Source organism: Pseudoalteromonas sp. 23_GOM-1509m, from assembly GCF_000518425.1.
Taxonomy (GTDB): domain Bacteria; phylum Pseudomonadota; class Gammaproteobacteria; order Enterobacterales; family Alteromonadaceae; genus Pseudoalteromonas; species Pseudoalteromonas tetraodonis.
In genome coordinates this window covers 1-18,861 of the sequence record NZ_KI912435.1, presented here as the reverse complement: position 1 = coordinate 18,861, position 18,861 = coordinate 1, and the positions used below count along the sequence as shown (strand labels likewise).

15 protein-coding genes are annotated in these 18,861 nt (G+C 40.9%); 1 reads left to right on the top strand and 14 read right to left on the bottom strand.

What is annotated here, in order from left to right:
- Nucleotides 1-42: 42 nt before the first annotated feature.
- The 9 genes from N523_RS0117650 to N523_RS0117610 form a co-directional block, all read right to left on the bottom strand.
- Nucleotides 43-1,461 (bottom strand): sigma-54 interaction domain-containing protein, encoded by a 1,419-nt coding sequence (locus tag N523_RS0117650; RefSeq protein ID WP_028835818.1) that lies wholly within the window; start codon nt 1,459-1,461, stop codon nt 43-45.
- Nucleotides 1,462-1,516: 55 nt separating this feature from the next.
- Nucleotides 1,517-2,818 carry an ABC1 kinase family protein gene (locus N523_RS0117645; protein ID WP_028835819.1) on the bottom strand — a complete coding sequence of 434 codons (1,302 nt, stop codon included), beginning with the start codon at nt 2,816-2,818 and terminating at the stop codon, nt 1,517-1,519.
- Nucleotides 2,819-2,882: 64 nt separating this feature from the next.
- On the bottom strand, nt 2,883-3,437 hold the full coding sequence (locus N523_RS0117640; RefSeq protein ID WP_028835820.1) for a DUF1439 domain-containing protein: 555 nt from the start codon (nt 3,435-3,437) through the stop codon (nt 2,883-2,885).
- A 99-nt stretch (nt 3,438-3,536) separates the two neighbouring features.
- Nucleotides 3,537-6,221 carry a DUF349 domain-containing protein gene (locus tag N523_RS0117635; protein ID WP_028835821.1) on the bottom strand — a complete coding sequence of 895 codons (2,685 nt, stop codon included), beginning with the start codon at nt 6,219-6,221 and terminating at the stop codon, nt 3,537-3,539.
- On the bottom strand, nt 6,211-6,492 hold the full coding sequence (locus N523_RS0117630; protein ID WP_013464607.1) for a YeaC family protein: 282 nt from the start codon (nt 6,490-6,492) through the stop codon (nt 6,211-6,213). Before N523_RS0117630 ends, N523_RS0117635 begins: the two co-directional genes overlap by 11 nt.
- 1 nt (nt 6,493) lies before the next feature.
- On the bottom strand, nt 6,494-6,820 hold the full coding sequence (locus N523_RS0117625; RefSeq protein WP_013464606.1) for a hypothetical protein: 327 nt from the start codon (nt 6,818-6,820) through the stop codon (nt 6,494-6,496).
- Nucleotides 6,821-6,943: 123 nt separating this feature from the next.
- A complete protein-coding gene (locus tag N523_RS0117620; RefSeq protein ID WP_028835822.1) occupies nt 6,944-8,446 on the bottom strand; it encodes an alanine/glycine:cation symporter family protein in 1,503 nt (500 codons plus the stop codon).
- A gap of 374 nt (nt 8,447-8,820) precedes the next feature.
- Nucleotides 8,821-9,948 (bottom strand): M14 family metallopeptidase, encoded by a 1,128-nt coding sequence (locus N523_RS0117615; RefSeq protein WP_013464604.1) that lies wholly within the window; start codon nt 9,946-9,948, stop codon nt 8,821-8,823.
- A 193-nt stretch (nt 9,949-10,141) separates the two neighbouring features.
- Entirely contained in the window at nt 10,142-11,584 is a 1,443-nt protein-coding gene (locus tag N523_RS0117610; protein WP_013464603.1) for a glyceraldehyde-3-phosphate dehydrogenase, read from the bottom strand.
- A 486-nt stretch (nt 11,585-12,070) separates the two neighbouring features.
- Between N523_RS0117610 and N523_RS0117600 the strand changes: the two genes are divergently transcribed.
- Entirely contained in the window at nt 12,071-12,868 is a 798-nt protein-coding gene (locus N523_RS0117600; protein ID WP_028835823.1) for a DUF2989 domain-containing protein, read from the top strand.
- 41 nt (nt 12,869-12,909) lie between these two features.
- Here N523_RS0117600 and ihfA read toward each other — a convergent pair whose 3' ends face one another.
- The 5 genes from ihfA to N523_RS0117575 all read right to left on the bottom strand — a co-directional run bounded on the left by ihfA (nt 12,910) and on the right by N523_RS0117575 (nt 18,440).
- Nucleotides 12,910-13,206: an integration host factor subunit alpha gene (ihfA, locus tag N523_RS0117595; RefSeq protein ID WP_008114070.1), complete on the bottom strand. Its 297-nt coding sequence runs from the start codon at nt 13,204-13,206 to the stop codon at nt 12,910-12,912.
- Between the two features lie 2 nt (nt 13,207-13,208).
- The gene (pheT, locus tag N523_RS0117590) at nt 13,209-15,596 is read right to left on the bottom strand and encodes a phenylalanine--tRNA ligase subunit beta (RefSeq protein WP_028835824.1); all 2,388 of its coding nucleotides are present in this window, start codon (nt 15,594-15,596) and stop codon (nt 13,209-13,211) included.
- Nucleotides 15,597-15,611: 15 nt separating this feature from the next.
- Nucleotides 15,612-16,592, bottom strand: a complete 981-nt coding sequence (pheS, locus tag N523_RS0117585; RefSeq protein WP_013464600.1) for a phenylalanine--tRNA ligase subunit alpha — start codon at nt 16,590-16,592, stop codon at nt 15,612-15,614.
- Between the two features lie 82 nt (nt 16,593-16,674).
- Nucleotides 16,675-17,385: a DnaA regulatory inactivator Hda gene (gene hda / locus N523_RS0117580; RefSeq protein WP_028835825.1), complete on the bottom strand. Its 711-nt coding sequence runs from the start codon at nt 17,383-17,385 to the stop codon at nt 16,675-16,677.
- Nucleotides 17,385-18,440: a DUF2066 domain-containing protein gene (locus N523_RS0117575; RefSeq protein ID WP_024603125.1), complete on the bottom strand. Its 1,056-nt coding sequence runs from the start codon at nt 18,438-18,440 to the stop codon at nt 17,385-17,387. Before N523_RS0117575 ends, hda begins: the two co-directional genes overlap by 1 nt.
- Nucleotides 18,441-18,861: the final 421 nt, after the last annotated feature.

Genomic DNA, 18,861 nt, shown 5'->3' with positions numbered 1-18,861 from the left:
GAAAATTCGCGACATTTAACGACATACACGATATATCGCGAGTTAACGAGTACGATGCACTGCTAATTTTCGCATTTTTGAGCGAAGCGTACTCTCTGGTAAGCCCAACTTATTTGCCGCGCCTTGTTCGCCTGCAATTTTCCAGTTACATAACATCAGTACGGAGATAATATGCTGTCTTTGCGCCTCATCTAGTGTAAGCGTTGGGTTAACAGCACTCGCATCACCGGCTTTTAGCGGCTGACTTAACTGCAGTGTGGGTTGTGTAGATAAAATAGCTTCTCGCTCTAACACGTTTTGCAGCTCTCTGATATTGCCGGGCCAGTCATAGGCTTGTAGTTGCCTAATAGCTTTGTTACTTAACCCCTGTAATTGCTTACCTAGCCGCTTGTTTATTTGCACAATTAAGTTTTGACATAAATAAGGTATATCTTCTTTTCGCTCTTTTAGTGCTGGCACTTTGATAGGAAACACGTTTAAACGATAATATAAGTCCATTCTAAACAGCCCTGCTTGTACCATTTCCCACAAGTTACGATTGGTTGCAGCAATGATACGAATATCGACTTTTAGGGTTTGGCTGCCCCCTACTCGCTCAAATTCGCGCTCTTGTAATACTCGTAATAATTTACTTTGTGACTCTAACGGCAGCTCTGCCACTTCATCTAAAAATAAAGTGCCCTTATCAGCAAGTTCAAAACGCCCTTTACGTCGCTCATTTGCGCCGGTAAACGAGCCTCGTTCGTGTCCAAACAACTCCGATTCTAATAAGCTAGGGGTAAACGCCGCACAATTAACTTTTATAAACGCCTGCTCATTGCGCTTGCTTAATCTATGTAAGTTACGTGCCACCAGCTCTTTGCCAGTACCGTTTTCGCCAAGTATCAACACCGTACTGTCGGTTTCGCTCACTAACTGTATTTGCTGCAACATACGTTGAAATACATCACTGCGCCCTACTAGCCCTGAGTCTTGCCAATCTTGATTTAGCTCGGCAGTAAGGTAGTCGTTTTCATCTTTGAGCTGCTCGCTTAAATGCTTTACTTGCGCTAAAGCATCTTGGAGCGCGGTTTGGGTTCGCTGCTGCGCTGATATATCGCGAAAAACGGCCACGGCTCCGATAAGCTGGCTATTTTTATAAACGGGCGTGGAGGTATATTCAACAGCAAAGGCGCTGCCATCTTTACGCCAAAATACTTCGTTTTTAACCTCGCGGCGTTTACCATCAAACATGGTGCAGTAAATTTGGCATTCATCGGCAGGGTAAGGCGTGCCATCTGCATGACTGTGATGATGATATTGATGTATTTTTTTACCCAGCAATTCATCGGCTGTCCAACCCGTCATTCGCTCTGCCGCTGGATTTACAAACACCGCATTACCAGATAAATCAAATCCGTATATGCCCTCACCTACCGCATTAAGTAATAAAGTAGGATCGTTTAAAAAGTTTTTTATCATTGCAGACCTCGCGAAATATCGCGAGTATTATGCCAATTCTCTCTTGCTTTAGCACCTAGTAATGGCTAAATAATGCCTTAATATCTATTTTTGCTTCTAGCCGTGCTGCGATTAAATACAAGCCCGCTAGCTTACGGTGAATAAACAATGCATCAACAGGAGGCGTATGCCATTGCTGCGACTGTGCACTTAACTGCAAGCCAGCATCTTTAATATTGCTAGCAAGCGCGCTGTTTTTAAAATCAAACTCGCCGTGATAACGCAGTGGCTCGCAGGCCATTAAAAATAAATCAATCACTTTTTCTTTGTAATTGTCTTTGAGCGAATCTTTAAAATAGCCAATATCGGTGGCGGCATTGAGCACCCCCTCACGATCGTTATTACTACCAGCTTTAAATAAAGCTAGATAGGCATTACTTAGTGCTGGGGTAATTTCTCGTGTGGCACCAAAGTCAAATAATACTATTTTTTGTGATTCAGGTTGGTAATGAAAATTTGCAAAGTTAGGGTCGGTTTGGATTAAATTAAAGACAAACATTTCTTTAAAAAATAAATCAATCAGTTGCTCAGCAACCCGACTTCGCTCTGATTGTGGTAAATATGTAATGCCCTCTATCGGCTTGGCATCTACATACTCCATAGTTAGCACTTGCGCAGTACTGTGCTGAGGATACACGCTAGGGACTTTGAAATGCGCGTTATCTGCTAACAGGTTTTTGTAACGTGCTAAATACTCAGCTTCTCGAGTGTAGTCGGCCTCTGCTAATAGCTGTGCCTTGGCTTCTGCCACTAAGGGTTTAATATCCAGCTCTTTAGGTAATAACCGCGATAAGGTAAGTAAAGTGATCACGTTATCTACGTCACTCACCACACTTTTTGCGATTCCAGGGTATTGAATTTTAACTGCCAGCTGCGCGCCATTTTCTTTATAAGCTAAATGAACCTGGCCAATGGACGCCGCCGCAAACGGCCTAAGCTCAATATGAGAAAAACGCGATAACCAATCCTCTCCCCACTGCTCTTTTAAAACACTAACCAGTTGTTTGTGTGGCATCGGGTTAGCATCGGAGCGCAGTAAAGACAGCAATTGAGCAAGTTCGGGGGTTAGTAAGTCGCCAGCATCCATTGAAAGCAGCTGCCCAAGCTTCATTGCCGCACCGCGCAGGTGTGAGAGTTGAGTGGCTAGGTTTTCAATATTTTTAGGCTGAAGCAATAAGCTTTTATTATCCCAGCCTTTACCAGAAAGCGCACTTTTAGCCCCGCCCACTAACATATTCGTGGCGACGCCAGTGGCTAATGAGCCTAACTTTGCAAAACGTGAAAGTCGAGATGTGGGAACGGATCGCTCATTAGCCATAATTAACCTAATCTATTAATAATAAGGTCAACTAATACGTTTTATTACGCCTATTGGATCTAAATTATAACCGAGGGACTAGCTTAATAGCGCCTTCTACTACTTTTAAATCTAAAGGTAAATTACTTAATAATGCCATTTTAGGATCCTTCATATTTAACTTATAAACGGGGTTAACGGCTAAAAAAGCATTCATTACATCCATGGCCTCGTTATCCAGCACTTCTAAATTACCTTTAAAGCCACCGGCATCAATGCTTGAGTCGAGTAACTTAACATTACGTAAAAATACCGCTTTTTTCTCGCTGTCATAAAAAGGAGTGCCCTGTATTTGCAGCTTTAAGCGCACTGGGTACTTTAATGCAAAAGCATTAATCTCGGCGCTAGAATCTGCACCTAATAAAACATAATCACTATTATCTGGGCCAATATTAACGCTTAAATCATTCACATCAAACTGCACAGGTAAGCCCATCAGGCTAACTTTTTCACTTAATTTAGGTAACTGTTTATTTAGTAACGACTCAACCTCTGAATTTGTAAATGAATAAACCGAAATACCCTGCGTACTGTTACAGGCAGTTAAAAATAGTAGTGAAATAAAAACAAAAATTTTCATGCAAAACCCTATTGGTTAATCGTATAGGCAGTAAGTAACCATAACAAAAAGCCGCTTTAATAGCGGCTTTTTCATTTTAGTTGATAAAAGTGATTGCGCTTAATTTACAGCAAAAATAACTTTTAACCTTGCTAGTGTGTCAGCTGTGACTGAACCCTCGCTGAGTGCTAATAACTGCTTTAAATAATAATTTAAATCAGCGTGTTCGCCACGGTGCTTATCATCAAGCATAGCTACTTGCTCTACCATTCTTTGCGATGAGTTTTGCGAACTTACGCTCGCAAGTATTTCCATACGCGTTAACAGCTGCTCACAGCTCAATGCTGTTTTAACTGCACCATTAAATTGACTCGGGACTGGCTCGTTGTTCTCAAGTGCAACAAATAAAGCATCTAAATTAGCTTGCTCATTTTTAGCCGCTAAGCCTGTCAGCTTTTCATCTATGGCTGATAACAAAGCAGACACTTTAGGGGTTAACGATTTAAACTGTGTATACCCTTTAACTTTGGTTTGCAAGTCAAGTAATTGGGCTTTACCTTCTACACTATTTAATGCTGCTTCAAGCTCATTCAGCTCAGTTGTTGCCAGCTTATCTGACTCGCTTTGTTCGCGCTTTTGCTGTTCAAACTCTTCGCTTCGTTTAGTGAAAGTTGCATCATTAAACTGACGGAATTTTTGCCACAATGCGTTTTCAGCTTTTAAGCCTGCAAACCCTATGGTTTGCCACTGTTGCTGTAACTGTTTTAGCTGTTGACAAGCGTCTGCTAAATTATCGCTTTGTGATAATTGCTGTGCTTGTTCAACGAGCTCATTTTTAAGTGCGGCATTGCCTTTATGAAACGCGTTAAGTGACGCTACAACCTGTTGCTGCTCTGCCTTATAACGCTCGTTTAATACGCGGTATGTTTTCGGGTCAACTTTACCCACACTTCGCCATGCTTTTTGCAAACGGTTATAGTTGCTTTCTAGTTGTTTCCAATCTAAATCAGCCGTATCAGTTGCTTGTAAATGCAGTGCATGCATATCAGCAATCAATTGCTCGCGCTCTGCTTTTGCTGCCTCACGTTGCACTTCTTGCTCCGCGAAGTAGCTGCGACAAGGAGCAAATAAAAGCTCAATTTTTTCATCAAACTCGTTGCCCTGTTGTTTCTCTTGCTCTGTATCAAGGCGTCCAAGTTCATTCCAACGCTTGCGAAGTACTTTAACTTGATCAGCGCGCTGTTGCGGATCGCTACACGGCTCATCAACTAACGCTGTTACTTCTTCTAAAAGTGCTGCACGTTTTGGTGCGGCCGCATATTTTTGCCAATCTTTAGCATCGGCTAATTGCGCTTCTAGGTCTGCTTTTAAATTAACCAACGGTTGTTGATATTTTTCGGTCAATTCGTTAAATAGCTCTTCGAAGCCTTTAAATACACCAAATGCAACGTTAAAGCGCCCTTCTTCAATTAAACGTTTTACATCACGTGCCTTGCGTTTAGCTTGGCTTTGCGTTTTTTCAAGCGGCTTAGTGAGTTCGCTCATTGCGGCTAAAAATTGCTTTTTATGGCTGTTAAGCTGAGTTTTGAATGACGCTTGTAAATCAGTGCTAAGTACATTTAGGTGACTACGTGCAGTTTTAAATGTGTCATTGAACGCTGTTAACTGTTGATCGTAATCGCTAAGTTGCTCTGCAGGTTTTATTTCAATAAGCGTACTGTAGGCAATTTTATATTCTTTGATCGCCGCGGTTAGCTCAGGTAACTTGGCTACTTGTAAAAATAGTTGCTCAAGCTTATTAATCACTTGTTTTGATTGCTGATCAGCCATCAATTGCGTTTTATCTAGTGTGTCTTTTGCTTGTGCTACTTTTGCATTAAGCCAATCTTGCTGAATTTGCTCTGGGGTTTCTAATCCAAGTTGCAATGCATTTTCAATTTCTTCACTTAATGCTTCTAACGTAGCTAACGCTAACACTTGGCGCTGTTGCTGCGCTAAACGTTGCTGCTCTATTTCATGTTGCGCTTTTAATGTGGCAATGTGAGCATCAAGCTTATCGGTAATTGATATATATTTAGCATCAAGGGTTTTTACATGTTCTTCACTTAGCCATTTTAATTCAAGAGCTTGCCACTGCGCCATGAGTTCTGCAGCTTGTGGGTCAACAATGGCGTAGTCATTTTTATCACGCAATGCATTAAGCTTGGCTAAAATAACACGGGTTGCGTTTTCAACTTGCGATGGCATTTCAAGCGCTAAACGCTCGTTTTCAAGATGACTTTCTAGCGCAACTTTGGCTTCACCTTGAGCATGCTTTAACAGTGCTTTAGTTAACTGCTGAGTAATGACTAAATCAACTAACTGTTTTTGCAGCTCTTCGTTTGCTTCTTTAAAGGCTTTTTCAATCAGCTTTGGGTTAGCTAGGCGTTTTAATAGCTTAACTCTCACTTGCAGTTCTTTTTCAGCAAATGCTAGTTTTTCAAGGGTTTTAACCGGTGCAAAGCGTTCAATGTACTCATTTTTAATCTGCGCCGACAAGCTACTTTCACTGTTTAATACAGCCGATGAGATTTGTTGTTCAGCAACATCTTTCAATGCCTGATCTTGTTTGTAAGCTTTCCACCACAGTGGTAAGTCGTTTACTTTTTGCAGTGCTTTACGACGAATTTCAGCCGATGAGTCTTCAAGGGCTAAGGTGCTTAAAATTGTTACGTCACGTGCCACATCAAGTTTTTCAATCGCATCTAAACGAACTTGTTGCTTTGGGTGTTTCCATTTTGGTGTAAAAAGGTGTTTAAAGATCATTTTCACTGAACCTAGCTATTTCGTTATCTGATTTGAATTCTTTTTGTAGTTGCGCTTTGGTTTTTTGGATCATTTCTCCATTTGCACCAATGGTAAACTGCTCGTTTGATTGTGCTACTTTTGCTTGGTACAACATCACTAGTTGCACTGTTTGTTGCTTTTGCTCATCTGATAAAGGCGTGCCATCTGGCCACTTTCCCGTTGCAGCGCCATACTGTAAGCGCTCAAATAATTCTGGAGTAATATTCTGTACTAGGTTGTCAATATTCATGTCATTTTTTCTTTTTCAGAGTCACTAAAATAATACGGTTAATAAGGTACCAAATACAGCCAATGCCAATGGCCGAGGTATACGCATACCACTGAAGTGTTTTTTCTTGAGGTTGTAGGAAGTACAAACAAAAGAAGCCACCTAAAAATAAGATCAGCGCTAAAAAGGAGTGGTTCATAAACATTTGCTGCTTTTTAATTCGCTGCTCACGTTGAAGTTGTTGAACTTGCTCGGCATTTAATTCAGCAACGTTACTTTGGCAATGTGGACACTGCGAATGTTTATCTGAAATTGATTTTGCACATTTGGGGCAACGAATAATCGCCATACATCTCTCTCCATACTACGCATAAAAAAAGCGCCTTTCGGCGCTTTTCATTGTACTTGTTTTATTGCTCTTTGTCTTTTTTGAATTTAACCCAATAGATGATATTAGGTTATTGGGATCTGTTTATTCAGCGTCTTTAGATTGCTTTTCAAGGCGCTTTTCCCAGAAGGTAGCATTTTTAATCCCTAACTTAACGGGATCAAATGTGATTTGGCCACCTTTTTTCTTCTGGTCTTCATAATCACTCAAACATGTTAAGGCCGGTTTAGCGACAAAGAAAATGGCTAATATACCCAATATGTTGATCCACGCCATTAAGCCAACGCCTATGTCGCCAATAGTCCAAATATAACCGGAACTGTTAACCATGCCGTAGGCTACCATAAACATAATCATAAGTTTTACCACTACAAGCGGAATACTTCCTTTAAAGTAGCGATTTAAGTACGCGATATTTGTCTCAGCAATGAAGTAATAAGCCAGTATGGTGGTAAAAGCAAAGAAGAATAAAGCGATACCTACAAACGCTTCTCCAAAGCTACCGAATACACTAAACAACGCCATTTGGGTGAATGCTGCTGATCCCACTTCAGTTGCCGCATCCACATTTTGGATTATAAACTGCCCTTCTGGCAAAGTACCGACTACATTGTATTGCTGCGTTATTAAAATCATTAATGCCGTTGCTGTACATACAAAAAGTGTATCAACATAAACAGAAAAAGCTTGCACTAAACCTTGCTGTGCAGGGTGATCAACTTCTGCCGCAGCCGCAGCATGAGGACCTGTACCTTGACCGGCTTCATTAGAATAGATACCACGCTTAACACCCCAAGCAATTGCAGCACCAAAACCTGCTTGGGCTGTAAATGCATCACCAATAATAAGCGAGAAAATACCTGGTACTTTGTCTATATTTAAAAATACGATAATTAAGGCCAGTACGATGTAACCAAGCGCCATAAATGGCACTACAATTTGCGTAAAATTAGCAATGCGCTTTATACCACCAAAAATAATAAACGCTAAAACAATAAGAATAATGGCCAACGCAACCAGTTTAAAACTGCCTACGTCACCAAAACTTGTAGACACCATAGTGCCATCGCCAAATACTTGAGTGAATGCGTTGCCCACAGCATTTGCTTGCACGCCCGGCAGGAAAACCCCACACGCTATAATTGCCGACACAGCAAATAATACAGCCAGCCATTTTTGCCCTAAACAACGATCAAAATAATACGCTGGACCACCGCGGTATTGGCCGTCTTCTTCTAATTTATAAATTTGACCTAATGTTGACTCCGCGTATGCAGTACTTGCACCTAAAAAAGCAACAACCCACATCCAGAAAATAGCGCCAGGGCCACCAAAACCAATTGCGGCTGCAACACCGGCAATATTACCAACCCCTACTCGCCCAGATAATGAAACAGCAAGAGCTTGAAAAGATGAAATCCCTTTTTCTGAGGTGTTAGGGCTAAATAATAGCTTACACATTTCTTTAAAATGTCTAACTTGAGCAAATCGAGTTAGTACGGAGTAAAATAAACCTGCGCCTAGGCATAAATAGATGAGTGCATCACTCCAAACAACATCATTAACGGCGCTTACAAAAGCTTCCATGAACATCCTCACAGTTATATTTATTATTATTAATTACCATACTCTGCTACTCAGAATACCTGTCATAAGCTTTACGAAATAAGGGATTAATCTTTTCCGTCTTTCTTATTGCTCAATCGATATTAACTTAAGTACCCAATATTGTTAACAGTTAATTTTCAAAACAACTTATTGTTGATTTATATTAAGTCTTCCAGAGCAACGTTTAACTAAGTGCAAATTGATTTAGACTATATGGTATTAAATCTGTCGAGAAGGTGTATTGAAACGTTTTAGTGCTGTGGTGGGTAAATGATTCTTATTTTTTGGTACGGTTGGTTTAGCTAAAAGTAAAAAGGGTATCAATATTATTGATACCCTTTGAAACAAACGTTTTATCTTAAGTTGTCTACAACATTAACAATGGCTGCTAAAGTATCTTGTCCAAATTGATATGAACGACGATCTGACCAACCATAATCTGGATCGGGTAAGTCATTATTATCTTTAAATGGCATTTCAACTGTGTAAGTTAGTGCTTTAAATTCTTCTGCTGTCGCTGATGAACCTACTGTTAAATTAGCTTGACCTGGTTCGTCTTTATCGTAGCCATGGGTATCTTGAAACTCTGGAGTAATAGTTAAAAGCGCGGCTTTAAAGCTATCTTCTAGGCCTTTTAGGCGTGCATCATAGCTTGGTATGCCTTCGCTACCGGCAACAAAATTATATGGAATGGCTTCATCACCATGAATGTCTAGGTGCATGTCTAAGCCGGCTTCGCGCATTTTATTAAGCACTAAGTAAACTTCTGGGCTGTTTTCCATGCTGGGTGTTTGCCATTCACGGTTTAAATTAACCCCTTTAGCATTAGTACGTAAGTGACCACGTGCACTGCCATCTGGATTCATGTTTGGCACGATATAAAATACCGCTTTTGATAGTAAGGCTGCTGCATGAGGGTCTTCATCATCAAGTAGCTTGTGTACTAAGCCTTCTACAAACCACTCTGCCATTGTTTCACCTGGGTGTTGACGAGCAGTGATCCAAATTACTTTTTTATCGGCGCTTGGCTGACCAATTTTAAGCACGCTCATGTCACGCCCATCAAGCGTTTGACCTAGTGTTTCTAGTTGGCAAATTTCTTGGCTTTGCGCCCATGCTAATAAGTCTAAATGACGATCGTAGCTGTAGGGTGCAAAGTAGGCGAAGTAAACGCTGCTGCACTCAGGCTCAAGCTCAAATGTTAATGTGCCATTTTCATACGAAGACGGTACACGGAACCATGTTTGACGGTCGTATGAAGCAACAGCTTGGTAGTCTACCCAACCATCAGGGTATGCAGACTTATCAAGATTATTAATATTTAACTGATGAAGTTGATAAGGCGTTGTTTCAAGGCGAAAGTGAAACCACTGATAAAACTCAGACTGGTGATCTTTATTAATTTCTAGCTGAATATTTAACGGATCGGTGGCTTCAATAACTTTAATATTACCACTGTCGAAATTGCTACTGATTTTCATTACAACAAACCTATTAGTTAACTGTGTGTCTTTGACTAAGGCATTTAGCCAAGAGGTAAATACGTGTCACTGCACTTTAAAAGTGTATAAACGCGTACCCAATTTAATAAAGCGTACCATAACCGCTTCACTTTAAAAATCTTCAGACCTAAAAAAGCCAGCAAGTGCTGGCTTTTCTTAATAGCTCATGTGTTTATCGAGGTAAACTTGGGAATGAGACTTCTGCCATGTCGCGCATACAGCGAACTACCTGACAGCTATAACCAAACTCATTGTCGTACCATACGTAAAGTACAACACGGTTATCATCAACAATCGTTGCTTGAGAATCAACAACACCTGCGTAACGGCTACCCACTAAATCGGTAGAGACGATTTCAGTTGATGCTGTGTAATCGATTTGATCACGTAGGTCTGAGTGAAGTGCTGTTTCACGTAAAAACGCATTAAGCTCTTCAACCGTTGTGCTCTTTTCAAGATTCAAGTTTAAGATAGCTAATGATACGTTTGGTGTAGGTACACGGATTGCGTTACCTGTTAGTTTACCTTCAAGCTCTGGTAATGCTTTAGAAACCGCTTTCGCTGCACCTGTTTCAGTGATAACCATGTTTAACGCCGCAGCACGACCACGACGTTCCGCTTTGTGGTAGTTATCAATTAAGTTTTGGTCATTAGTGTATGAGTGAACTGTTTCAACATGGCCATTCTTAATACCAAACTGATCGTTTAATGCTTTAAGTGTTGGCGTAATCGCATTGGTTGTACAACTTGCTGCACAGACAATTTTGTCTTCCGGTAAAATATCTTGGTTGTTTACACCGTAAACGATATTTTTAATATTACCTTTAGCAGGCGCTGTTAATAATACTTTTGCAGCCCCTTTAGATTCTAAATGCTGACCAAGGCCGGCTTCATCTTTCCAGATACCTGTGTTATCAACGACTAATGCGTTTTCGATGCCGTAGGCGCTGTAATCAACTTCACTTGGCGAGTTAGCGTAGATAACTTGAATGTAGCTACCGTTCGCTTTAATTGCATTACGCTCTTTATCGATGGTGATAGAACCATTAAATGGACCATGGATAGAGTCACGACGTAATAAGCTTGCACGTTTCTCTAAATCGCCATCTTTACCGCCACGCACAACAATAGCGCGAAGGTTTAAATCGGCATACGGGCCTGACTTTTCTATTAACAAACGTGCTAATAAGCGACCGATACGACCAAAACCATAAAGTACAACGTCACGTGGTGCTTTTGGTTTAGAGTCAACAATTTCAGCAAGTTCATCTTTAACAAACTCTTCTACTGAACGACCATTCGCTGCATCTGTGTATAAATAGCTGTATGCTAATTTACCAATATCGATACGGGCAGAATTTAATTCCATTTTGCTGATAGCTTCTAAGAATGGGAAGCTTTCACGTAGGCGCAGTTTAGTCCCTTCAAATTGAGCTACTGATTTGTGAGACTTGATAATATCAATAGTGCTTGAATTTACTAATGGACGGCCGTAAACAGCGATTTCGATACCACGATTACGGTACAATTTACCAATAATAGGCTGCATGCTTTCTGCGTAATCTTGACGTTCTTGCCAGCTACTTGTGTATTCTAACTCGTGAGATGAGGTCATTTTTTTTACCTAATTAAACAATTTTGAACGGATAGCCTAAGAATGCATCGAATTTTGAGAGCAACGCATTCCTTCGGGCAGGCCTATTCTAATTTAATCTCATTTTATTCTCTACTGTTAGAGACTAAAGTTTAGGCTAGAATAATACTATATGAGGGTCTGTTGACCTTTGCGGATTAAAATTTGTTCAAACTAGGGACAATTTAATCGCGGCGCGAGGTTTGTAACCTAGTGGGCTAAGTAAAAACCGAGCAAAGCTTCCGCGTCCTGCTCACGCCCCTTACCTACATCCATGTAGGCAACAAAGAGTAAATCACCCCTAGGCAGAACCCTTCGGGCAGCGCCTGTTTGGCATTGATGCAACGTTATCGCCTATTTATGGGGAATAACCACACCGCATAGGCTCTGCCTTGTCTCAATACCAAACAGACTGCTGCAAATTCAACCTTGAAAGGTCAACAGACCCTAATAATTTGAGAGACTCAGATGGCTTTTAAGCGCATAACCCTCGCCTTTGCAATGTTGCTTACAGGCTGTGAAGAATCTTTAACCGTTGAAGATATTTGCGTTCAATCGCCGGCCATGTGTAATGATCTTAACCAAGATAGTCACTGTAAAGCGCAGCGAGAACGTACTATTTTTTCTCGTCACCTTGAATCTTTACAACCAACCGATGAACGCAAATATCAATTACTTAAAGCGTTTGAGCATTACAATCAATGTATTGCTTTGGCAGCCAACATTCAGCACATAAAACTAAAAAGCAAAACCACGGCTCGCCGACGTGCCCATTTAACGAGCATGAGGGAAATAGCGCGGATTTATCAACAGACAAAACACACCAGCCACCCGGGCTTGCTTTATTATCATTGGTCAAGAAACAATGACGAAAGTGCATTAACACGTTTGCTCGCTTTAGAACATACTGCAGAAGTTGAACAAAGTGCTGAGATGCAATTTTACTTGGCGTCTTATTACATTAAGGTTGATGAAGAAAAAGCGATTAATTTTTTATACAACACGCTAGCGCTGAATAAAGCCAAGCATGAACCGAACCCTGAAATATATATGTCTTTGATCAGCCTGTTTTATAAACATCAACAATATAAACATGCTTATATTTTTGCCAAAATAGCTCAGCTCTCTGGTATTGAACATATTGATATACTGTTAATTGAGCAGCAGTTAATAGCACAAGGAAAGAATTTAGAGAGTTTAGATAGGTTAGCCGAGCAGACTTTGCAGCAAATAGATCAAGGAACGTTTATTTCCCCCCGGAAATAATAAAACAGATACAAAAAAGGCAGCTTACGCTGCCTTTTTGTTTATTTTTTGCTTGTGCCTACTTCGACACGGGTTTTTAACTTTTGCCCCGGTCTAAAGGTAACCACGCGACGTGCTGAAATTGGGATATCTTCTCCCGTTTTCGGATTACGTCCCGGCCTTTCTTTCTTATCTCGAAGATCAAAGTTACCAAATCCAGAGAGCTTAATCTGCTCGCCTTTTTCAAGCGCTGAGCGGATTTCTTCAAAAAACGCTTCAACTAAATCTTTGGCATCTTTTTTATTGATCCCGAGCTTTTCAAATAGGTGTTCAGCTATGTCGGCTTTAGTAAGCGCCATATCTAGTCCCTCAACGATGCATTAAACTTTTCGGCCAGTGCGGCCACCACGTTATCAACTACCTGATTGATATCTTTCTCTTCGAGTGTTCTATCAACCGCTTGCAGTGTTAGAGCAATCGCCAAACTCTTATAATTTGGCTCAATACCTTTGCCCTTATACACATCGAATAAGTTTAGGTCAACCAATTGATTTCCGCCAACTTTTCCGATGACGTTTAAAATATCACCTATTTTAACGCTGTCTTGTACTAAAATAGCGATGTCGCGGCGATTTGATGGGAATTTAGACACCCCAACAGCCTGCGGTAAATTTCTTTTTTCTAATGCCGACATTTCAATTTCAAACACAAAAGTAGCGTTATTGATATCTAACGATTTTTGCGCTTGAGGGTGTAATGCACCAAAGAAACCTACTTTTTTTCCATCAACATAAATAACGGCTGATTGACCAGGATGAAGGCCATCTGATTGCTCGGCTTTAATTTCAAAGCGGCTAACATCATTGGTAATAGCAAGTAATGCTTCAACATCCCCTTTTAGGTCGTAAAAATCAACGTTACGTTTTTCTTCAACCCAATGTTCGCCATGCACAAGCCCGGTAATAACACCACCAATAACCGGCACTTGGTAAACGCCATTTTCTGCGCTTTCATCGCTGATAAATTTAAGGCCATGTTCAAATAAGCGAATACGTGGTTGCTGGCGGTTTTGGTTATAGGCAACAGATGCTAATAAGCCAGGCATTAAACTTACACGCATCGCTGACATTTCAATTGAAATTGGGTGCGGCAATACCAATGCATTACACTCAGGGTGTAAAATAGCTTGCGCTTTAGGATCAACAAAACTGTAAGTAATGGCTTCTTGATAGCCACGGGTTACTAGCGCATTACGAAAACGGCTCAGTGCAACAGTTGACTCATCATGTGTGGTCATTTTAAGTTTTGCAGTTGGTGCCACATTAGGAATACTGTTGTAACCGTATACACGTGCTACTTCTTCAATTAAATCTTCTTCAATACGAATATCAAAACGGTAGCTTGGTACATCAGCGCTCCAGCTATCATTGTCAAATTTAACATCAAGACCTAAACGCGTAAGTATATCGGTTACTTTAGCATCGTCAATGTGATGACCAATAACACGGTCTAAACGTGAACGACGTAAACGTACTTCAGTTACTTTTGGTAGTTTATCTGCAGCAACAGCTTCAACGATTGGACCTGCGTTACCACCTACAATCTCCAGAAGTAACGCTGTAGCGCGCTCCATGGCATCGTGTTGTAGTGCAAAGTCGACGCCACGCTCATAGCGATGAGATGCATCAGTGTGCAAACCATAGCTGCGTGCTTGTCCTGCAATAGCCACAGGGTTAAAGAATGCGCTTTCTAACAGGATATCAGCTGTTTTGTCAGTAACGCCAGATTGCTCACCACCAAAAATACCAGCAATGGCTAGCGCTTTATGATGATCGGCAATCACTAATGTCGATTCATTTAATTTAGCCGTATTACCGTCTAATAAAACCAGCTCTTCACCTGGGGTTGCACTACGTACTTTAATTCCACCATCAATCGCATTTAAATCAAATGCATGCATTGGGTGGCCAAGCTCTAATAATACAAAGTTAGTCACATCAACAACCGGATCGATTGAACGTACACCACTACGACGTAGCTTTTCAACCATCCATAATGGCGTCTCAGCGTCTAGGTTAATGCCCTTAATAACACGCCCTAAATAGCGAGGACAGGCATCATCGTTAACCAACTCAATTGATACTTTGTCTTCAATTGTCGGGGTTACCGCTGGAATGCTTAATGTATTTACATCAATACTGTTAAGTACGCCGACTTCGCGGGCAAGCCCTTTAATACCTAAACAGTCGCCACGGTTAGGCGTTAAATCTACGTCAATAATGTTGTCATCAAGCGCTAAATATTCGCGTAAATCGGCACCAATAGGCGCATCAAGAGGCAATTCCATAATGCCATCGCCTTCTTCACTAATACCTAGCTCATCAAACGCACATAACATGCCGTGTGAAGGCTGACCACGGAGTTTGGCTTTTTTAATTTTGAAATCGCCTGGTAACACTGCGCCAACAGTGGCAACTGCAACTTTAATACCTTGGCGGCAATTTGGTGCACCACAAACAATATCAAGCAGTTCATCACCACCAACATTAATTTTTGTTACACGTAGTTTATCTGCATCAGGGTGTTGGCCACACTCAACCACTTCACCTACCACAACGCCATTAAATTTGGCTGCTGCCGGCTCAACGCCATCTACTTCTAAACCAGCCATTGAAAGCTGTTCCGAAAGAGCTTGCGTATCAATTGCAGGATTTACCCACTCTCTTAACCACTTTTCACTAAATTTCATTTTATCTCTTCACTCTTAACGGAACTGGTTTAGGAATTTTAAGTCATTTTCGAAAAACGCACGTAAATCGTTTACGCCGTAACGCAACATGGTTAAGCGCTCAACACCCATACCAAAAGCGAAACCTGTGTATTTTTCAGGATCGATGCCTACAGACTTAAGTACGTTAGGATGAACCATGCCGCAGCCTAATACTTCTAACCATTTACCGTCTTTACCCATCACGTCCACTTCGGCTGAAGGCTCTGTAAACGGGAAGAATGAAGGACGAAAACGAATTTCCATGTCTTCTTCAAAAAAGTTACGTAAAAAGTCATGTAAAATACCTTTAAGCTCAGTGAAGCTTACATCAGTATCAACCATCAACCCTTCCACCTGATGGAACATAGGCGTGTGTGTTTGGTCGTAGTCATTACGGTATACACGCCCTGGCGAAATAATACGCAGTGGCGGTTGCTCAGTTTCCATAGTACGAATTTGTACACCACTGGTTTGAGTACGTAAAACCAGCTTAGGATTAAAGTAAAAGGTATCGTGATCGGCGCGAGCTGGGTGATGCTCTGGTATATTTAACGCATCAAAGTTATGAAAATCATCTTCAACTTCAGGGCCTGATTTAACAGCAAAGCCAAGTTCACCAAAGAAGCTTTCAATACGCTCAATGGTGCGAGTTACTGGATGCAAACCACCCGATGGCATAACACGCCCAGGTAAAGTTACATCGATTGTTTCTGCCGCTAGTTTTTCTTCTAATGCTTTACTTGCTAACAATTCACGCTTGTCATTAATCGCAACTTGCACGTCTTGCTTAGCTTGGTTAATTACTTGGCCTGCTTCTTTACGTTCTTCAGGGGCAATTTTACCTAACGTTTTAAGTAAGCTGGTAATTTCGCCTTTTTTACCAAGATAGTTAACCCTGATCTCTTCTAGCTGCGCGATTTCACTGGCACTGGCTACCGCCTCAAGTGCTTGCGCTAATATGTTTTCTAAGTTCATTCGATACCTGATCTTTCACAGAAGGTGATTACAATTTAGTTAGCTAATGATAACTGAAAGCAGGGTCTAGATTCTAGACCTACTACAGCTTTAGCGTTGATTTTATAAAAGGAATAGTCAATTTTCGTTGTGCAGCCATGGATGCGTGATCTAATTTGTCTAATACATCCAATAAAGCACGCATATCACGACTCAAACGCGTTAATAAAAATCGCGCACATTCATCGCTCAGTTCAAGCCCACGCATATTTGCACGCTTAACCAGCGCCTGTGCTTTATCATCGTCACTCATAGAACGAATTTGAAACGTAGTGCCCCACTTTAAACGGGATTCTAAGTCGGGCAAGCTAATATTAAGCATGTTAGGCAGTAAATCGGCAGTCACTACCAGCATTTTATTAGGCTCATTAAAGCGATTAAAAAAGTTAAATAACGCTTTTTCCCATGCATCATTGCCTGCTACCAAGTGCACATCATCAATACACAATACATCCAATGCTTCAAGCCCATCTAAAACCATTGGTCCAAAATGAATGACCTCGCGCATGGAAAGCAGCATATTAGATAAGCCACACTCTTGTGCCTGAATACAAGTGGCATATAGTAGGTGAGATTTACCAGAATCTCCTAAGCCACACAAATAGGTATACTGAAAAGAGTGAGCAAGCTTAGAAAAGCTATCTTTGAGATGATTTACCTCAAGTGAGTCTTCACCGCCAAAGTAGGATGCAAATGTTTCATCGTCCGGTAAAGTAACCGGCAATGCCATTTGTATTGGCTCTTGAGTTAGCATTAATTTACAACCCATTGATACTCTAGGCTTTGCTCATCAACTATGTGATAAAAAGCACGAGGATCAACATAGTCTTTAAAGGCGTTATCCAGGCCAAGGGCTTTTTTAAGGTCACTCACAGTCCCCGTATGATGAAGCTCAAACTCAACCGAATCGGGTGTTTTGCGTAAAATAACAGCTTGAGTTACTACGCTTAGATTCATTAAGCGGCGCTTAGCCAATTCAATATCAACAAAGCTCTCAGTCCCTTTTAAAGTTAAATTGGCAGTACGCTGCTCATAATAAGCATTAGGATCAATCGCATATTCACCAGCTAAACCTTGTGCTAAATCATCAATCATTTGCGCAACAATTTGCTGTCTATAGCCAGTGATACGGTTAGATTCAAACATTTCATCATTGGTAAAGCGCCAATCTAGTACCCAATTATCAGAGTTAAACGCTTGATACATTCTAGCAGTAATACTTCGCTCAGCACTGTAGCGTTTAGATGCCTCTTCTACAGGCCCAGAAAAATTTCCCCAAACTTCAGGGACACCAACAAGCCGTCTGTCTTGTAAATCTAGTAAAGGCACAACAACCGGTAAACCGCGGCGGCTTGCTTTGTCGTAAATCAGTTGCTCTAACTGAGGATAACTCTCTTGAGTAACCAGCTCTCGCTGCCTGTTATCTTCAATGCCTAACCAGATAGCAACCAGTGGACGTTGAGCTCCCCACAACGGCAAATTAAGATCTTTTATTAGTGCATTGATCTTTCGCGCTTCAAATTTAACTAGTAACTTAAGCGTTCCAGGAATACGCTCATCGTATTCAAATTTCAGCATATAATCAGATATATCTTTGGTGCGTTGCTGTGCTATCTGATTTTCATCTGCACTTTTATCACCACTCACTTTTACTAGTACGTTAAGAAGCGCTTTGCGACTAGCGTCTAAACGCGCATCACGAGATTTATCTTCTACAACCAAAATATCTTGATATAGATCAGTTACTTCAACTGCAGATACAGAAACACAAAAGAAAATGGATAAGGCGCTAATTAATAATCTATACACAGGCAAATCAATATTGGTTTTAAACTGTTTTGATCCTAAATCAAAGCCACTAACAAAGCAAAATTATATTTTTCTCAGAAACGAACACCGTTAAGCTTGCTTTAATAATATAAAAACTCAAAGTAAGCTGCGGCTCATTTGAGTCTGTTTGCTACTTCTTAGCAACAGCGCATGGCAAAACAGCGTTGAGAGTCATAATGAAAGCATGCAGGTAGCTTTTGGCTATTATTTTTTCCTTTTAACTAGTGCATTTCACCTTGCACCTTTATTTTTCACTTTTCTGCAGACGTAAAAAAGCCCGACTATTTCTAATCGGGCTTTCTCTAATTTGGAGCCTGGTAGTGTCGTGGTGCCCACAGCGGTAGAGAGCCACATAGCAAATGTATAGAGTCGGCATTAGGCGCTTATTATTTTCCTTTTA